We start from the raw sequence: 17,206 nt of genomic DNA, 5'->3' as shown, positions 1-17,206 counted from the left end.
GAATGCTCAATCGATTCAAATCCAATCAGTCAATTCAGACTGATCTTGATTTAGTTAACGCTAAACAATAAAATTCAGACCCAATACAGCCCAATCTGTTACAGATTCGGAAAACGCAGTGCATCACAGTCGTGAATAAGACCAATGCAAGTCTCCGTAAACAGTTGTGCTGGCGACCATAGCAAGAGTGAACCACCTGATCCCTTCCCGAACTCAGAAGTGAAACCTCTTCGCGCTGATGGTAGTGTGGGGTTACCCATGTGAGAGTAAGTCATCGCCAGCTCATTATTCAAAGCCCCCTTGACATAAACGTCAAGGGGGCTTTTTTATACGGAAAGGAAAATATTAAGAAGAATAATCACATTTTATTGTGTTTAAAATAACAATAAACCCATAATTAATAAAATGTTTTAGACTAATGTTGAATTTTTATTTTTTGTGTTTTGTGTGAAAGTTACACAATCTACTTGAATGGCAAAAGTGGACATGGATGACTGATAAAAATGAAAGTCTTCACTGTAAAAATTGCTATTCAAGCTTACTGAAACACAAACTCACAGGAGGTGAGGAATGGCACATCAAGCAATTAACGTGAATGATGTCATCGATCACGCAAAATTCAAACCATTTCATTTCAATGTCGTGGCATGGTGTCTACTGATCATTTTATTTGATGGCTATGACTTGGCAATTAATGGGGTCGTTTTACCCTTATTGATGGATGAGTGGGGCTTGAGTGCTGTTCAGGCGGGGATGCTCGCGAGTACCGCATTGGCAGGTATGATGTTTGGCGCGATGATTTTTGGTTCTTTAGCCGATAAAATTGGTCGTAAGAAAGTCATCATGATCTGTATCGTTCTGTTTAGTGGTTTAACCTTTGCAGGTGGCTTCGCCTCTAATCCAACTGAGTTTGCGATTTTACGTTTCTTGGCGGGTTTAGGCATTGGTGGTGTAATGCCAAACCTTGTGGCCTTAACTTCTGAATATGCACCTAAAAACATGCGTAGCACCTTAGTGACTACTATGTTTAGTGGTTATGCTGTAGGTGGTGTAATGGCAGCCTTACTTGGCTCATGGTTTACCCCAAGTTTTGGCTGGGAAATCATGTTCTTTATTGCAGGTATCCCATTGTTTTTATTGCCTGTGATTTGGAAATTCTTGCCAGAATCTTTAACCTTTATTGTCAAAGAAAATAAGCAAGATCAAGCCCGTCCAATCGTAGCGCGTTTAGCATCAGATTTAAAAATTACCGAAGACACCACTTTTGAATTGTATCAGGTTGGTGTGCCTGAAGCTGCTAACGTGGTGAGCTTGTTCAAACGCGGTCGTGCAGTGAATACTTTATTGTTCTGGTTAGCGTTCTTTACTTGTCTATTAACCATGTATGCACTCAGCAGCTGGTTGCCAAAACTGATGATGGCGGCAGGCTATTCTATGGACAACAGCTTAATGTTCATGATGGTGATGAACGTAGGTGCAGTCGTTGGTATCGTGGGTGGTGGTATTTTAGCAGACCGTTTCCACTTAAAACCTGTATTGATGTTCTTGGGAATCATGGGTGCATTGGTGATGAGCCTCATGGGCTTCCAATCTAATCAATTCTTGCTTTACATCTTAGTATTCTTGGCGGGTGCAGCATCTATTGGTTCACAAATGTTGTTGTATAGCTATGTGGCACAATATTACCCACTTGCGGTACGCTCAACAGGTATTGGCTGGTCATCTGCCATTGGTCGTATGGGTGCGATTGTGGGTCCAATTTTAATTGGCGGCTTATTGGGTATGAATTTACCTGCACACTTCAACTTTATGGCAGTAGGTTTGCCAGTGTTGATCACTGCAATTGCGGTTGCCTTGATTATGAGTGAAGATGAAGCTGAGCAAATTAAAGCAGGCAAAGCAGTTGCTGCCAAAGCTTAAACTTGTAATGTGCTAAGTTCAAAAGTCCTCAACCTTGTTTGGGGACTTTTTGATTATGGGGTGTGTAAATAGAAAGTGATGATAGATAAAGTTATATACTCAAGACACAGATAAAAAGAAACCCCATCATCCTGACGGGGTTTCTTTGTATTTCGTGTTTAGGTATAACTCCTGTCGTACCTCACGATCCTGGTGCTCAAACCTATTATTGTTGTTTTCTGTTTGGGAAACATCCTGTCTCCTTATGCTTTAAAGAATACCGTAAGCTCAAAATACTGCCTAGCCTCATTTTGCTTCAGTGCATGTAAGCAAAAACTGACAAAGTGATGAATGATACTGACGCTGTTTTTGAGCAAACGATAAAATACCGAGCTTATTTTTGTCCATAAACAGGCGTATACTGATTGCGTGATTGGAGTAAATATGTCTGATTTAGCTGCAGCATCTCATGTTCAGTATGGTACTAAGCCGTTTAAAGCCATTCTTTTTTCGTTGTTTCTAGCGGGTTTCGCTTCTTTTTCGACCTTGTACTGTGTGCAACCGATGATGCCAATTTTGGCCGATTTTTTTACGGTTACACCAACCCAAAGTAGTTTCCCGCTGTCATTTTCTACTGTGGCTTTGGCGATAGGTTTGCTTTTCACAGGTTTTATTTCAGATCGTTTTGGGCGTAAACCTATTATGGTTTTGGCTTTATTTTTAGCTGCCATTTTATTAATTCTGAGTGCCTTACTTCCAATCTGGTCATTCTTTTTAACCACACGAATTTTTATTGGCATTGCTGTGAGTGGTGTAGCTGCGGTCGCCATGACCTATATTGGTGAAGAAATTCGACAGCAAGATATTGGTTTTGCTATGGGGCTGTATATTTCGGGTACGGCCATTGGTGGCATGGGTGGACGTTTAATTGCTGGGGTCTTGGTCGATTTTATTTCTTGGCAAGCGGCAACCTTAATTATTGGTAGTTTGAACTTACTGATTGCAATCACCTTTTATATGTTACTGCCCGCATCGAAAAATTTTACAGCGTATCCGATTCGCTTCTCGCGGTTTAGAGATGCTTTTGTTGCCAATTTGGCAGACCGTAAATTAAGAATCCTGTTTTTACAGGGCTTTTTGCTGATGGGCTGTTTCGTTAGTATTTTCAATTACATTAGCTATTATTTATTGGCTAAACCATTTGAGCTTTCTCAAGTTTGGATTGGGGTAATTTCAATTGCCTATTTGGCGGGTATTTACAGTTCACCACGCGCAGCAAGCTGGGGCAATCGTATTGGACGTGAACGTGTGTTGCCTATGGTGATTGTCCTAATGTTGATCGCATTATGGTTGATGTCGATTGCACATTTAGCCGTCGTATTGGCTGCATTGGTGCTATTTACCTTTGCTTTTTTTGCCGCACATTCTACTGCCAGTAGTTGGGTGTCGATTCAAGCACTGCAGTATCGTGCAGTGGGATCATCATTATATTTATTTAGCTACTACATGGGTTCAAGTTTGCTCGGCAGTGGTAGCGGATTGATTTGGGAACAATGGGGATGGTCTGGTCTGACATGGGTGATGACTGCAGTCTTGGGTGTGGCGCTTTATGGTGCGTGGCGTTTAAAGATTAAACCAACAGCGCTGCGATAAGCATTCAGGATTATTGCTTTAGGCTTATCCCTTTATGCTTTTCTTATTCAGATACCAACTTAGGATATAAAAATAGTTTGCTGATTTTGTGTGTTTTTTAATCAAGCAAGATGAATGGAATTCATGCTAAAATAGTCGGCTTTCATCTTTGATCGACTTTTGATCTTCCACTTCCCAGCCGAGAATTGCAAGCCATGTCTACTGCTTATACTGCTCAGACCGCACCCAAAGCGTTGTTTGATTATGACAAATATTGGGCGTCATGTTTTGAGCCTGCGCCATTTTTGCCGATGTCACGCGAAGAAATGGATCAGCTTGGTTGGGATGCCTGCGATTTTATTTTGGTTTGTGGTGATGCTTATATTGATCATCCCTCTTTTGTATCGGGCGTGATTGGTCGTGTGCTTGAGGCGCAGGGCTTTCGTGTCGGGATCCTCGCCCAACCAGACTGGACCAATGTGGAATCTTTTCGGGTACTAGGGAAGCCGACCATTGCTTGGGGTGTTACCGCGGGCAATATGGACTCGATGATCAACCGCTATACTGCAGACCGTAAAATCCGTTCTGATGATGCTTATTCACCAGACAATCAGCCGAATAAACGTCCTGACCGTGCGGCTACGGTATATTGTCAGCGTTGTCGTGAAGCCTTTCCAGATGTGCCTGTTTTACTGGGCGGGATTGAAGGCTCGTTGCGTCGTATTGCACATTATGACTATTGGTCGGATAAAGTTCGTCGCTCAATTTTAATGGATTCTAAAGCCGACTTATTGATGTACGGCAATGGTGAGCGTTCGATTATTGAAGTGATGCACCGTTTGGCCAAAGGCGAAAAAATCCACGAAATTACAGATGTACGTGGTACAGCATTTATTATTAATAAACATAACCGCGCGTCTAAAGCCAAATTTGTTGAAATTGCATCTAATGATGTAGACAGCGTGGGCCGTGTTGATCCAATCATCAACCCTTATGTGATGACCGAAGATTTAGACGGTTGTGAGATTGAAAAAGACAAGGGCAACAACCTCGCACAATATCAAAATTTCCAGAAAGATGTGGTCAGCAATCCAATTGTGCGTGAAGGTGATCAGCTAGATGCAGATACCCAGATTGTGCAATTGCAGCCTGCTTCAAAAGCAATTAAACACAAATTACCCCCACGTGAATTGGCAGTGATTCGTTTGCCTTCTTTTGAGGAAGTGGCGAATGATCCTGTGCTGTATGCGCATGCTAACCGTATTTTGCATTTAGAAACTAACCCGGGCAATGCGCGTGCTTTGGTGCAAAAGCATGGTGAACGTGATGTGTGGTTGAATGCACCGCCTATTCCGTTGACTACGGAAGAAATGGACTATGTATTCGATTTACCGTATGCACGTTTGCCGCATCCATCTTATGGCAATGCTCGTTTCCCTGCTTTTGATATGATCAAGTTTTCGGTCAATATCATGCGTGGTTGTTTTGGTGGCTGTACTTTCTGTTCGATTACCGAACACGAAGGACGAATTATCCAAAACCGTTCTGAAGAATCCATTTTGCGTGAAGTGGAAAAAATTCGGGATACTGCACCCGGCTTTACTGGCATTATTTCAGACTTGGGTGGCCCGACTGCAAATATGTACCGTTTGCATTGTAAAGACCCTGAAATTGAAAAGAATTGTCGTAAACCTTCCTGTGTATTTCCGGGCGTATGTCAAAACTTACACACTGATCATGCACCTTTAACTCAGTTGTATCGTAAAGCACGTGAACTGAAAGGCATTAAAAAAATTCTGATTGGTTCAGGTTTGCGGTATGACTTGGCGGTGTTGAACCCTGAATATGTACGTGAATTGGTGACGCATCATGTGGGCGGTTATTTAAAAATTGCACCAGAGCATACCGAAAAAGGTCCATTATCTAAGATGATGAAACCGGGTATTGGTACGTATGACCGCTTTAAACAAATGTTTGATCGTTTCAGTAAAGAGGCGGGCAAAGAGCAATATTTAATTCCGTACTTTATTGCCGCGCATCCGGGAACGACCGATTACGACATGATGAATTTGGCGTTGTGGCTGAAAAAGAATGGTTTCCGTGCCGATCAGGTGCAGACCTTCTATCCATCGCCAATGGCAACCGCTTCGACCATGTATTACACGGGTAAAAACCCACTGGCCAAAGTGGCGCGTTATACCGAAAATGTGGATATTGTCAAAGGCGAAAAACGTCGTCGTTTGCATAAAGCTTTCTTACGTTACCATGATCCAAACAACTGGCCGTTGTTGCGTGAAGCCTTAAAAGAAATGGGACGTGCAGATTTAATCGGAAACTCTAAACAGCACCTGATTCCAACCTATCAGCCGCAAGGCACAGATGGACAGTATCAAACGGCACGTAAGAAAAACTCGACTGTCGCGGGTGATTCACAAAAACGTACGGGGCAAAGTGGTAATCGTGCTCAGAACAGTAATCGTCCGAAGAAAGGGCAGATATTGACTCAGCACACAGGTTTGCCGCCACGTGAAACAGGTGAAAAACGTCCATTTTCACACAAAAAATCTAAGCCAAAATCGAAAGCTTAGTACTTGAAGTTAAGATCCATCAAAAGGCGCTGCAGCGCCTTTTTTGTTTGCTTTTCATTTCATCGGAATTGTCCGACAATCGAATCTGTTAAGCATTGCTTTGTTATTTTTTTGCATGCTATACAGTATTCGTATCTAATGATAAAAACACGCTTAGATGCTACAGCACTTAGACAAAAGGCGGGCTTGTGAAACAAAATTTCTGTTTCTATGATGGTTTTGTCAATGTTTCATGTAGTTTTTTAAATGGAACGTTTAAATATAAAAGCGTGTTATATACTGATTTGATGAAAAAATCGGCATGAAGCCGAAACAACTATAAAAAATGATTTTAAGGATTGAATTATGACCATTTATATTTTGATTGGGGTTTTGATACTGATTTTCTTTCTCTTGATGGCGGTTAAGGGCTTGGAAAATAGAGAAAAACCTCAGGACAGTGCACTAAAGCAACGTGCAATTTTTAACTTAAATGAACAGCTGACGTATACACGTTTGCAGGAAATTTTACCTCAACATATCATCTTGGCGCATGTGTCTTTTGATGCCTTGCTGACCACGAAATTTTCACGTACTCGACATAAATACCGCAATATGATTGCCGATTTTGTGGTGTTGGATGCCAATCATCAGGTCGTTGCAATTGTAGCCTTAGATGATTTGTTGATGCTGAAACGTAGCCGCAATGCGCAATACCAAGATGAATTGTTGCGTTTGGCGGGTTATAAAGTGCTGCGTTATGAAGATGTGCCTGAATATCACGAATTACGCGAAGCTTTTGGGCAATCATCGTCATCTTATGCAGATTTAGAAGATTTGGATACTGCGTTAAAAAAGTATGATTTTTTAGCGCATTCTGTACGCCATAAAGTGAAGGTATTGGGCTAAACGCTTGCCGCTAAAATCGCAAGATAGACAATATCAATCAGCATGTTGCCATCACATGCTGATTTTTTTGGCTATGTTTCTGATCCAATTACATCTGTTTTACGTTGGGTTGGTATTCAGGTTTGACTGCAACCACAGTCATTTCAACCAAAACATCAGGATGATATAACTTGGCTTCTACGCAAGTACGCGGTAAAGCTTGTATATCTGCTACCCAAGCATCCCAAACTTGATTCATTGCGGCATAATCGCGCTCAATGTCTTTTAGAAAAATCATCACCGACATGATGTGGCTTTTATCCGTACCCGCATCTGCTAGTAAACGATCAATCAGAGCAAGTGTTTGTTGGGTTTGTCCCTCAATATCTTGTTGTGTGTCGTCTGCTAGTTGTCCTGCCAAATGGACTAAATTTCCCGAAATTGCAATTTCAGAATAACGTTTTTGAATATGTAGACGTTGAACAGCCATTGAGTGTAATCCTCGCGACAAGCGATTAAGTATATAAAGCGTGAGGTATTATAGAGGCAGGCAAGCACGTGGAAAATATGCAGGCAGTAGTCTGTTAAAAATAAAAAGTAATCGAATGGAAAATACGAGGAAAAGAGATGTGGTGTCAAAGCAGCGAAGTGCTAAGCGCAGAGTTGTCCTGTAATCTTCGGATTTGATCGTCACGCCAATCACAGGACAAGTATGCCAAAAGTAATGGTGATTTTTGGCATCTCAGCGTATATACGGATAAATACATCGCGCGTATAGATTACTCTAAAAAGCACAACTGTGAAGGATAAATAGTCTAATTTTTATTCTTTTGGCTGAAATTTATACAAAAATTAGCTTTAGTACCCATTGGTAAGCATAGGCTTGGGATGCTTTATGTAGGACAGCAAGTTTACTGCTTTAATATTCGTGATATTTAAAATAAAGATAGTTGCACTTGCTCATCGGCAGGGCTGAGTTGATACAGACCAACCCCAATTAAACGAAATTGATCCTGTGCGGGAATATGCATTTCGTGGAGCAAAAGCTGCAGGACGTTTTCAAGATCATTTTTACTTTCAAGGGGCTGTTTAAAACTTTTGCTGTGTTGTAAGACCTGAAAATTTTTAAGTTTTAATTTGACCGATATACCCCGTGCAACATAATTTTTTTTCACTAAACTATGCCAAACCTGATCAATCAAGCCGGCCCAGTAATTTGCACATTCAGCTAAGTTTAAATCATCATCGAAGGTGATTTCTTTAGAAATCTGCTGTCGTTCACGCTCTGCCTGCACAGGACGTTCATCAATGCCTTGGGCAAATAAAAACAGGCGTTTGCCATATTTACCAAAATGATGAATCAACAGGTTTTCTTCGATGTGTTGTAAATCGCCCAAGGTATTCAAGTTCAGACTTTTTAATTTTTCCTGTGTGACTTTGCCTACGCCTGGAATTTTTTGTAAGGCTAAGTCTTGAATAAATTGCTGCACTTGACTGGGTTTAATTACGCAAATGCCGTTGGGTTTATGCCAGTCCGAAGCAATTTTGGCTAAAAACTTATTTGGTGCGACACCTGCCGAAGCTGTTAAACCTGTACTTTGAAAAATCTCTTCTCGAATTCGCATAGCGACTTCTGTTGCGCTTGAAATACCTTGTAAATTTTCGGTGACATCTAAATAGGCTTCATCTAAAGACAAGGGCTCAATCAATGGTGTATAACGCTGAAAAATCTGATGAATTTGTGAAGAAACTTCACGATAGAGCACAAAATTAGGTTCGAGTACTACCACCTGCGGGCAGCGTTTGCGGGCCTGTGCCATCGACATGGCAGAACGTAAACCAAACTCACGCGCAGGATAAGATGCCGCGGCAATCACAGCCCGAGGATGATGCGAAGCAATCACCACAGGTAAATGTTGTAATTCAGGACGACTGCGCAGCTCAACAGAGGCATAAAAGGCATCCATATCAATATGAATGATTTTCCGCATGGCACAAACTAGATGAAGCGTTTAGATTTCAACAGTATCGCATGTTTAGGAAGCTGGTTGTAGCATCGGAGCAAACGGTTAAGGCGTGTTGCTATTCAGTAAAATCGCTTGTGTTGATTGTTGTTATTCACAGTCGATCAAATGCAGTAAACTGCGTAGACTATGGTCGGCAATGCGAGGCAAAAACTCTTTAGGGCGCGCTAAAGGCTGAAAAATTTATCCCAATGGATTGGAGTCATAACATGAGGACGCAACGTCCCTGCAGTTTCGTCTAAATAGTGAGGGCGACTAAAAATCCATCAATCAGATTCTAGTTTTCGCATCATTAAACAATAGGGTAGATACGCCACAATAATGTACCTTTAAATTAGAACTTATATTTTTTGTTGGATATTGCCATGCGGAAAATTGCTCCAGTTTACCCGCAGATTGTAATAGGTAAAGCAGCGTGAATCCTGAAAAATGCAGAGCGCGAGAGCAGCCCTTTAAGCAATTTCATGACGGTATTTTTTTATTGTGATACGGTTATCTTGTTATTTTTTGGTTCGGTTCAAGTCTAGCGGGTTGAATCGCGTTGTCTGTTAAAAAACGCTGCCATTGTTTGGCGTTTCCAAAAAAAACATTTAGGTCGACTGGGGTGTGAATACCTTTTATTTGACCCCGATTAGTATGTTGCCAAAACAGCCATTTTGGCTGACCTGCCAGTTGTGGTTTACCCTGATATTCTCTGACCCAAAGTGGTGTTTGCTTGAAACTTTCAGTCAATACCATATTGTAAAAGGCTTTAGATACATAAAAAATCGGTTGTTTTTCATAATGTTGATATAGCGCATCATGCATGATTTGAATTTCGCGCAGTAACTGTTCTTTGGTATAGGTATTGATGCAGTTGCTGTCATACTCCAAGTCAATTACAGGTGGCAAACTGTCGGATTTTTTTGGAACAGTCGCAATAAAGTTTTCTGCCTGAATTGCTCCATCACGGCATAAGCGATAAAAATGATAGGCGCCGACCAAAAAGCCATGTTCACGGGCTTTGAGCCAGTTATCCTGAAATTTACGGTCTTTAAAATCGCCCCCTTCGGTGGCTTTTAAATAGACAAAGGCATATTTTTGTGGGGAAATTTTATGCCACTGAACATCGCCTTGATGATGTGACACGTCAAATCCTTGAATCGGATATTCTTCGGTTGCCGCAGGTTGTTGGCGCAACACACCCAAATACAATAAAACCGCCAAAACAGCACTGCCAAGCATCGCAATGGTCATACGATAGTGCGGTGTAAAAGCTGAGTTTTTAGCTTGATTGGACGGTTTGCGCATGTTGAAAAAGCTTCGCGGAGCAAAGTCATATCATAACGTGCAGTGCGGTGTAGCACCATGCGCTTTCGGTAATGGCGTTTTAAACAGCCGTGTGTTTGGGGATATTCCAAAACACTAAAAATGCCAAAATATTTAATACACCCAAACAAATTAAAGTGGCATGAAAGGCACTGACTAACTGTCCTGCGCCGTAATAGGCACTAAACATATTCACCAAAGTACCTGCCAATGCCACGCCAATACTCATCGACAGCATCATAATAATGGATAAAAAACTATTGCCGCTGCTGGCATCTTGTTGAGGTAAATCTTTGAGTGTAAAGGTATTCATACCCACAAACTGCAATGAATTAAGCACCCCAAATATAAAAAAATGCAAGGCACGTAACCAAGTCGCAGTTTCAGCAGTGGTCAGCGCAAAACTAGCAATACACGCCCCGACCAATAACGTATTGGTCAGTAAAAACTGCCGATAGCCAAAACGTTGAATTAAAGGCCGAATAATTGGTTTAGATACCAAAGAACCGAGCACAGTCGGAATCATCATCAAACCCGTGAGAAACGGTTCAAAACCAAAAGCCACCTGTAGCATGATTGGCATGATAAAAGGCATGGCATTGCCCCCGAAGCGGGCAAAAAAGTTACCTAAAATACCAATGGCATATAAGCGATTTTTAAATAAATCGCTGCGAAATAAGGCATTTTGATGAGTATGGGCATGGCGGGCATAGCATGCTGCGGCAATACCGCCAGCCAAGATTAACGCTAAATTCCAAAGCAGATTATGTTGTGGGTTGGCAAAATTTTCGATGCCTAAAGATAAGCCCGCCATCGCCACAACTAATAGGATAAACCCGAGAAAATCAAAGTTTTTAACTTCAGTTTCAGTCACATTTGGCATGGCTTTGATACAAATCCAACAGCCCAAGATGCCCATAGGAATATTGATCAGGAAAATCCAGTGCCACGTGGCGACTTCGACCAACCAGCCACCCAGCGTTGGGCCAATTAAGGGGCCAATCAACCCTGCCAGACTCATCAGGCTCATGGCAGATAAAAACTGGGTGCGTGGAATAATTTTTAACATCGCCAAGCGCCCGACAGGCAAGAGCAATGCGCCACCAATACCTTGAATCACCCGATAAAACAGTAATTCATTCAGACTCGCTGCTGCAGCACAACCCAAAGAGGCAAGGGTAAAAATGATAATCGCTGCAAAATAGGTATTGCGTACCCCAAAACGATCTGCCAACCATCCACTTAATGGAATACACGCTGCCACCGAGAGCACATACGCCACCACAACACTGTGCATCCGCAGCGGGTCTTCCTGCAGGCTATTCGCCATTGCAGGGATTGCTGTATTCACAATGGTGGTGTCGAGCGCCTGCATAAAAAAGCCAATTGAAACCAGAAATACCAAAAGACGGTATTCAGGATGCAGGGCTTGATGGGTCGGTGTTTGGTTCATAACTCGGCAAAATGGACATTTGGTCTAGTTTAAACCATTTTGCAATCTAGCGGACTGCATCTGCAAAAGTATGAAAAGTGTTTGAAAATTCAAGTAAATGCCATGAAATTGTCATCTATTTGTCACCGATTATTCACTTTGAGTTTGTAAGTTGGGTGCATTTAGAAAAATGATGAGTAATTTATGAAAACGAAAATTTCTGCATTAATGTTGGCTTTATTGTCTGTAGGGATGGTGGGCTGTAATGATAATAATGATCCTATTCCTGTAAAAGAAGAAGTTGTTGAAGCAACACCTACAACAATTAGTTTGGAGCGTTTAGGGGAATACGATGCACAAATTTTTGGTGCGAGTGCTGCGGAAATTCCTGCTTATGATGCTGAAAGCAAACGTTTATTTGTAGTCAATGCGAAAAATGGCGTGGTCGATGTACTGGATTTAAGCAACCCAAGTGCACCTGTTAAGCTGAACAGCTTGGATGCCAAGACTCATTTAGCGAATTCTGAAGTCAATAGTGTCGCGGTACATCAAGGTATTGTCGCTTTAGCTGTTCAGGCAACACCTAAAACTGATAAAGGCATCGTGGCATTTTTTAAAGCCAAAGACCTGAGCTTTATCAGCAAAGTTGAAGTCGGTGCATTGCCTGATATGTTGACTTTTACCCCAGATGGTAAAAAAGTTTTGGTTGCCAATGAAGGTGAGCCAAATGAAGGCTATGCGATTGATCCAGAAGGTTCGATCAGTATTATTAATCTGACTGATATTAACAAGCCTACTGTAAAAACTGCAGATTTTCAGGCATGGAATACACGTAAGCAGGAGTTGCTTGATGCGGGCGTGCGTATTTTTGGGCCAAATGCGACTGTCGCACAAGATTTAGAGCCTGAATATATTGCGGTGAGTGACGATGGTAAAACTGCTTGGGCAAGTCTACAAGAAAACAATGCTATTGCTGTGATTGATTTGATTCAAGACCAAGTGGTCGATATTTTCCCCTTGGGCTATAAAGACTTTGGCTTAGCTGCAAATGCTTTAGATGCAGGTGATCGTGATTGTGTTGTTGGTAAGCAAGACTATAACGGTAAAACGATTACAGCCTGTGCTAAAAATGAGGGGATGATTAATATTCAAGCTTGGCCAGGCTTATATGGCATGTATATGCCAGATGCAATTGCGCAATATCAAGCCAATGGACAAAGCTACTTGGTCACTGCCAATGAAGGTGATGCGCGTGAATGGTTGGTTGATGAAGACTTATATTTTGGTACGGATGAAATAACTCAGGGTTATGCAGAAGAAATTCGTGTTAAACACTTATTCAATAATAAAGGCTTCAGTACCAATGGCGATTATGCAGCGCATTTACGTCTATTAAAGTCAGGGGTTAAAGGCGCAAAGCTTGATTCAAACGTATTTAAAGCATGTACCACTACAGATGCCAATGAAGTTTGTGCAGATAATTTAATTAAAGATTCATAATTGGGTCGTTTGACGATTACTTGGACGCAAGGTTACAAGAAAGATACAAATGGTGAGCCTGTGCTAGACAGCGATGGTTTCATGACCTATGACAAACTATATGCTTATGGTGGCCGCTCGTTCAGTATTGTAGATCCTAAAACCAAAAAAATTGTTTGGGACTCAAAAAATGACTTTGAACGTAAAGCTGCTGAATTATTTCCAGAATACTTTAATACCAATCATGAAAAATTAAGTATAGATGATCGTAGTGACAATAAAGGCCCTGAGCCTGAAGGCATTGCTTTAGGTAAAATTGGTCAAAAAACTTTTGCCTTTATTGGGTTGGAGCGTATGGGTGGCATTATGGTGTATGACATTACCCAGCCGACACAAGCATCTTTTGTTGAGTATTTTAATGATCGTAAGTTTGGTGAAACCCGTACATCTTTCGATGCAGAAGGTAATGAGGTTACCGTTGAAAATTCAAATCTCGGCCCCGAAGGTTTGATCTTTATTGCAGCCAAAGACTCGCCTAACGGCAAGCCACTGTTGGTTGTAGGTAATGAAGTCAGCGGAACTACTGCTGTGTACCAAATCAAACTCAACTAACAGCATTGCAAAATTAGAAATCTATTAAAGAGGGCACTTTGGTGCTCTCTTTTTTATGCTGTAAAACCAGTTTAAAACAGCGCATTAAAAAAGCGAGTCACCGACTCGCTTTCACTTTCATTTTTATTGCTATTTCATGTAGCTAAAAAAAGTTCAACCCACAAAATGACGTGGAGAATCCAAATTCTTCAAGGCATTAATAATTTTGTGGGAGTGGTTACACACGATCAGTTTAGCGCGGTGCTGTGGTGGTAAAAAACCTTCGTGTACCGCATGATCTAATTGCTGAATCAGCGCATCATAAAAGCCATTCACATTATATAAAATCATCGGTTTTTGGTGCTGATTCAATTGCCCCCAAGTGGCAATTTCCAAAATTTCTTCAAAAGTACCCAAGCCACCTGGTAACGCCACAAAGGCACTGGCACGATCTGCCATCATCGCCTTACGCTCATGCATGCTTTTTACTACGTGTAATTCGGTTAAATTACTGTGGGCAATTTCATAATCCAGCATAAATTCAGGAATTACTCCCACCGCTTGCCCACCATGTTGCACAACGGTGTCAGCAACCAAACCCATTAATCCAATACTCGCGCCGCCGTAGACCATACCAAAGCCTTGCTCGGCTAGTTTTCTTGCCAGTTGTACTGCTTTTTCCTGATAAATCGGGTTATTGCCAGAGCGCGAACCACAGTACAGTGCCACTAAAGGTTGAGAGGTTTGAGGAGATGGATTATTGATATATTGGGTCATTCTTAATTCGCTATTCATTTATTTTCTTCACCATAGCATGTTCTTTTTGTTGGCTCTAGCTTAGTACTCAAATATGACAAACCCGTCAGTATGCAGTGTTCAATTTGCAAAGATTTGTGAAAGTGCTGCATTGGCGTGGATGATGTCGCAAAAAGGGGATGAATCTGAGCGCAAACTTTCCTATACTCAAAGCTTGTCTGACAACTATAGAATCGTCATGGACAGTGGCAGTAGTCGCACCGAACGAATATTTTTAAATTACATGCTGTGCCAACCAGAGCAAGCAAACTTATCTTTTCAGTGTCATCGCCGTGTGGCACTTATGACCCATGATATTCAGGAGAAGAGCGCATGATCTTTGAATGGATGTCTGACCCCGCAGCGTGGGTCGGGTTATTGACCCTGATTGTGCTTGAAATTGTACTGGGCATTGATAACTTGGTGTTCATTGCCATTTTGGCAGAAAAATTACCGCCAGAACAACGCAATACGGCACGGGTGGTGGGCTTGCTTCTCGCCTTGGGGATGCGCCTGATTTTACTCGCCTCTATCGCGTGGGTCGTCACTCTGACCCAACCACTGTTTCATATTTTTGAACATCCTTTCTCTGGACGTGACCTGATTTTACTGTTTGGTGGTGTGTTCCTGTTGTTTAAAGGCACCATGGAACTGCGCGAACGCATTGAAGGCAAACCAGCACTAAAAGAAGAAAACCCTGTGCACGCGACTTTCTGGATGGTGATTGTGCAGATTGTAGTGCTAGATGCAGTGTTCTCACTCGACAGCGTGATTACCGCTGTGGGCATGGTGCAGCATTTATCGGTCATGATGATTGCGGTGATCATTGCGATAGGCATTATGTTGTGGGCGTCTAAGGCGCTCATGGACTTTGTCAATAAGCATCCTACCGTGGTGATTCTATGCCTGTGCTTCCTGATGATGATTGGTTTCTCATTGGTGGTGGAAGGTTTTGGTTATCACATTCCAAAAGGCTATTTATATGCCGCCATCGGCTTCTCGGTGATGATTGAATTCCTGAACCAAACCATCCGCAGAAATCAGGAAAAAACCGTGACCACCACCGATTTGCGCTACCGTACTGCTTCGGCTGTGATGCGGATGTTAGGTGGCAAAAGTCAAAATACGGCAGAAAGCAGTCATATCAATGAAGATGTTTTAGCTACCCGCGCCTTTGCCGATGAAGTCTTTGATGCTGAAAATGGCGTCTATCACAGCGTGATGGTACAAGGAGTGTTGGGCTTATCTGAGCGTCCTGTAAAATCGGTGATGACGCCACGTCCTGAACTGGAATGGATTGATTTAGACGAAGATGATGCCTCAATTCGCAGCCAATTATTAAGTATGACCCATTCACGAGTGATTGTGGCACGTGGTGAACTGGACAATATCTCAGGCATTGTCTTAACCCATAAAGTCATGAATCAATACATTGAAACAGGTGTACTGGACTTTGAAACACATTTGCGTGAACCCGTGATTGTGCATGAAAATGCCCAAGTTTTGATGGTGATGGAGCAATTGCGTCAAGCACCGCTGCAAATGGCGATTGTGCTGAATGAATATGGCTCGATTGAAGGCGTTGCCACACCTATTGATATTCTGGAAGCAATTGCAGGCGAATTCCCTGATGAAGATGCTCTCGAAGCCAGTGCTGAAAGTTTGGAAGATGGCACATTATTGCTAGATGGTTCCATTGATATTCGTCACGTATCTTTATTATTAGGTCGTGATTTGGTGGATGAAAGCGAGCAATATTCAACTTTATCAGGCTATATTTTATTCCATTTGGGGCGTTTGCCTGAAAACGGTGAAAAGCTGCTTTCCGATGGTTATGTTTTTGAAATTGTGACCATGGATGGACATAAAATTGAAAAAGTGCATTTGATTCAGCAGGAATCTTCAAGCGCATCATAAACTGAACGCCAAACTGCATTTCAGTCTTGTGCTTCCGCTAAAATAGCCTGCATTGTCAGGCTGTTTTGGGGCTGTTGCCATTGCAAATATAGACGAAGTGTCAACAGACCCTATTATTGATTTAAATTTCTGGAATTTTCTATGCATCACTTGGCATGTCCGTGCGGGCAAGGCGATTATCAATACTGCTGCCAACCTTTACACGTGGGGCAGGCACATGCAGAAACCGCGAGCCAACTCATGCGTTCACGCTATAGCGCTTTTGCCTTGCAACAAATTGATTATATTGTGCAAACTACTGCGCTAGGACAACAGGCAAGTTTGGATGTTGACGCAATTGCTGATTGGAGCAAGTCGAATCAATGGTTAAAGCTCGAAGTGCTGAATAGCAATGAAAAGTTAGATAAAAGCCATGCCCAAGTTGAATTTAAAGCCCATTACCATGATGCTAAGCAGGCGCAAATTCACCATGAAATTTCCCATTTTGTGCAACATCAGGCACGCTGGTATTTTCTAGATCCGACCACAGGGCAACAGCCGACCATGAAACAGCCGTGTATTTGTGGTTCGGGTAAAAAATTTAAGCAATGTTGTGCGCAATTTTTATAACTTTATCTTGGTTTTTCGCTTATTATAACGCGCATCTATTGGCCTAGTGAAAGAAGGGCAAGTCC

The 17,206-nt window shown here is 42.0% G+C and carries 12 protein-coding genes, 1 rRNA gene and 1 pseudogene; 9 read left to right on the top strand and 5 right to left on the bottom strand.

Annotated features, from left to right (window positions below):
- The first annotated feature begins 168 nt into the window (after nt 1-168).
- From rrf to FTU98_RS00985, 5 genes are all read left to right on the top strand, one after another.
- A 5S ribosomal RNA gene (gene rrf / locus FTU98_RS01005) occupies nt 169-283 on the top strand.
- A 287-nt stretch (nt 284-570) separates the two neighbouring features.
- On the top strand, nt 571-1,920 hold the full coding sequence (locus FTU98_RS01000; protein ID WP_180050128.1) for an MFS transporter: 1,350 nt from the start codon (nt 571-573) through the stop codon (nt 1,918-1,920).
- Nucleotides 1,921-2,343: 423 nt separating this feature from the next.
- Nucleotides 2,344-3,552 carry an MFS transporter gene (locus FTU98_RS00995; RefSeq protein WP_179989619.1) on the top strand — a complete coding sequence of 403 codons (1,209 nt, stop codon included), beginning with the start codon at nt 2,344-2,346 and terminating at the stop codon, nt 3,550-3,552.
- A 194-nt stretch (nt 3,553-3,746) separates the two neighbouring features.
- Nucleotides 3,747-6,119 carry a YgiQ family radical SAM protein gene (locus FTU98_RS00990; protein ID WP_180050125.1) on the top strand — a complete coding sequence of 791 codons (2,373 nt, stop codon included), beginning with the start codon at nt 3,747-3,749 and terminating at the stop codon, nt 6,117-6,119.
- Nucleotides 6,120-6,464: 345 nt separating this feature from the next.
- On the top strand, nt 6,465-7,007 hold the full coding sequence (locus FTU98_RS00985; RefSeq protein ID WP_180050123.1) for a DUF2726 domain-containing protein: 543 nt from the start codon (nt 6,465-6,467) through the stop codon (nt 7,005-7,007).
- Between the two features lie 88 nt (nt 7,008-7,095).
- Here the strand turns inward: FTU98_RS00985 and FTU98_RS00980 are convergent, their stop codons facing one another.
- The 4 genes from FTU98_RS00980 to mdtD all read right to left on the bottom strand — a co-directional run bounded on the left by FTU98_RS00980 (nt 7,096) and on the right by mdtD (nt 11,771).
- Nucleotides 7,096-7,476, bottom strand: a complete 381-nt coding sequence (locus FTU98_RS00980; protein ID WP_180050120.1) for a RidA family protein — start codon at nt 7,474-7,476, stop codon at nt 7,096-7,098.
- A 445-nt stretch (nt 7,477-7,921) separates the two neighbouring features.
- Nucleotides 7,922-8,977, bottom strand: a complete 1,056-nt coding sequence (gene dinB / locus FTU98_RS00975) for a DNA polymerase IV (protein WP_180050117.1) — start codon at nt 8,975-8,977, stop codon at nt 7,922-7,924.
- A 525-nt stretch (nt 8,978-9,502) separates the two neighbouring features.
- Nucleotides 9,503-10,300: a GH25 family lysozyme gene (locus tag FTU98_RS00970; protein ID WP_180050114.1), complete on the bottom strand. Its 798-nt coding sequence runs from the start codon at nt 10,298-10,300 to the stop codon at nt 9,503-9,505.
- Between the two features lie 79 nt (nt 10,301-10,379).
- Nucleotides 10,380-11,771, bottom strand: coding sequence for a multidrug transporter subunit MdtD (mdtD, locus tag FTU98_RS00965; protein WP_180050111.1), 1,392 nt, complete (start codon nt 11,769-11,771; stop codon nt 10,380-10,382).
- A 183-nt stretch (nt 11,772-11,954) separates the two neighbouring features.
- Here mdtD and FTU98_RS00960 point away from each other — a divergent pair.
- Nucleotides 11,955-13,841, top strand: a pseudogene (locus FTU98_RS00960) (choice-of-anchor I family protein).
- Nucleotides 13,842-13,994: 153 nt separating this feature from the next.
- Here FTU98_RS00960 and FTU98_RS00955 read toward each other — a convergent pair.
- A complete protein-coding gene (locus FTU98_RS00955; protein ID WP_096902251.1) occupies nt 13,995-14,615 on the bottom strand; it encodes a TIGR00730 family Rossman fold protein in 621 nt (206 codons plus the stop codon).
- A 124-nt stretch (nt 14,616-14,739) separates the two neighbouring features.
- Here FTU98_RS00955 and FTU98_RS00950 point away from each other — a divergent pair, with 124 nt between their 5' ends.
- From FTU98_RS00950 to FTU98_RS00940, 3 genes are all read left to right on the top strand, one after another.
- A complete protein-coding gene (locus FTU98_RS00950) occupies nt 14,740-14,952 on the top strand; it encodes a hypothetical protein (RefSeq protein WP_180050108.1) in 213 nt (70 codons plus the stop codon).
- A complete protein-coding gene (locus FTU98_RS00945) occupies nt 14,949-16,532 on the top strand; it encodes a TerC family protein (RefSeq protein WP_178318297.1) in 1,584 nt (527 codons plus the stop codon). Before FTU98_RS00950 ends, FTU98_RS00945 begins: the two co-directional genes overlap by 4 nt.
- 141 nt (nt 16,533-16,673) lie before the next feature.
- On the top strand, nt 16,674-17,141 hold the full coding sequence (locus FTU98_RS00940; RefSeq protein ID WP_178865910.1) for a YchJ family protein: 468 nt from the start codon (nt 16,674-16,676) through the stop codon (nt 17,139-17,141).
- The last annotated feature ends 65 nt before the right edge of the window (nt 17,142-17,206 follow it).

Origin of the sequence: Acinetobacter sp. YH12211 (assembly GCF_013418015.1) — a bacterium.
Classification (GTDB): Bacteria; Pseudomonadota; Gammaproteobacteria; order Pseudomonadales; family Moraxellaceae; genus Acinetobacter; species Acinetobacter towneri.
This window is presented reverse-complemented; position numbering and strand designations above follow the sequence as displayed.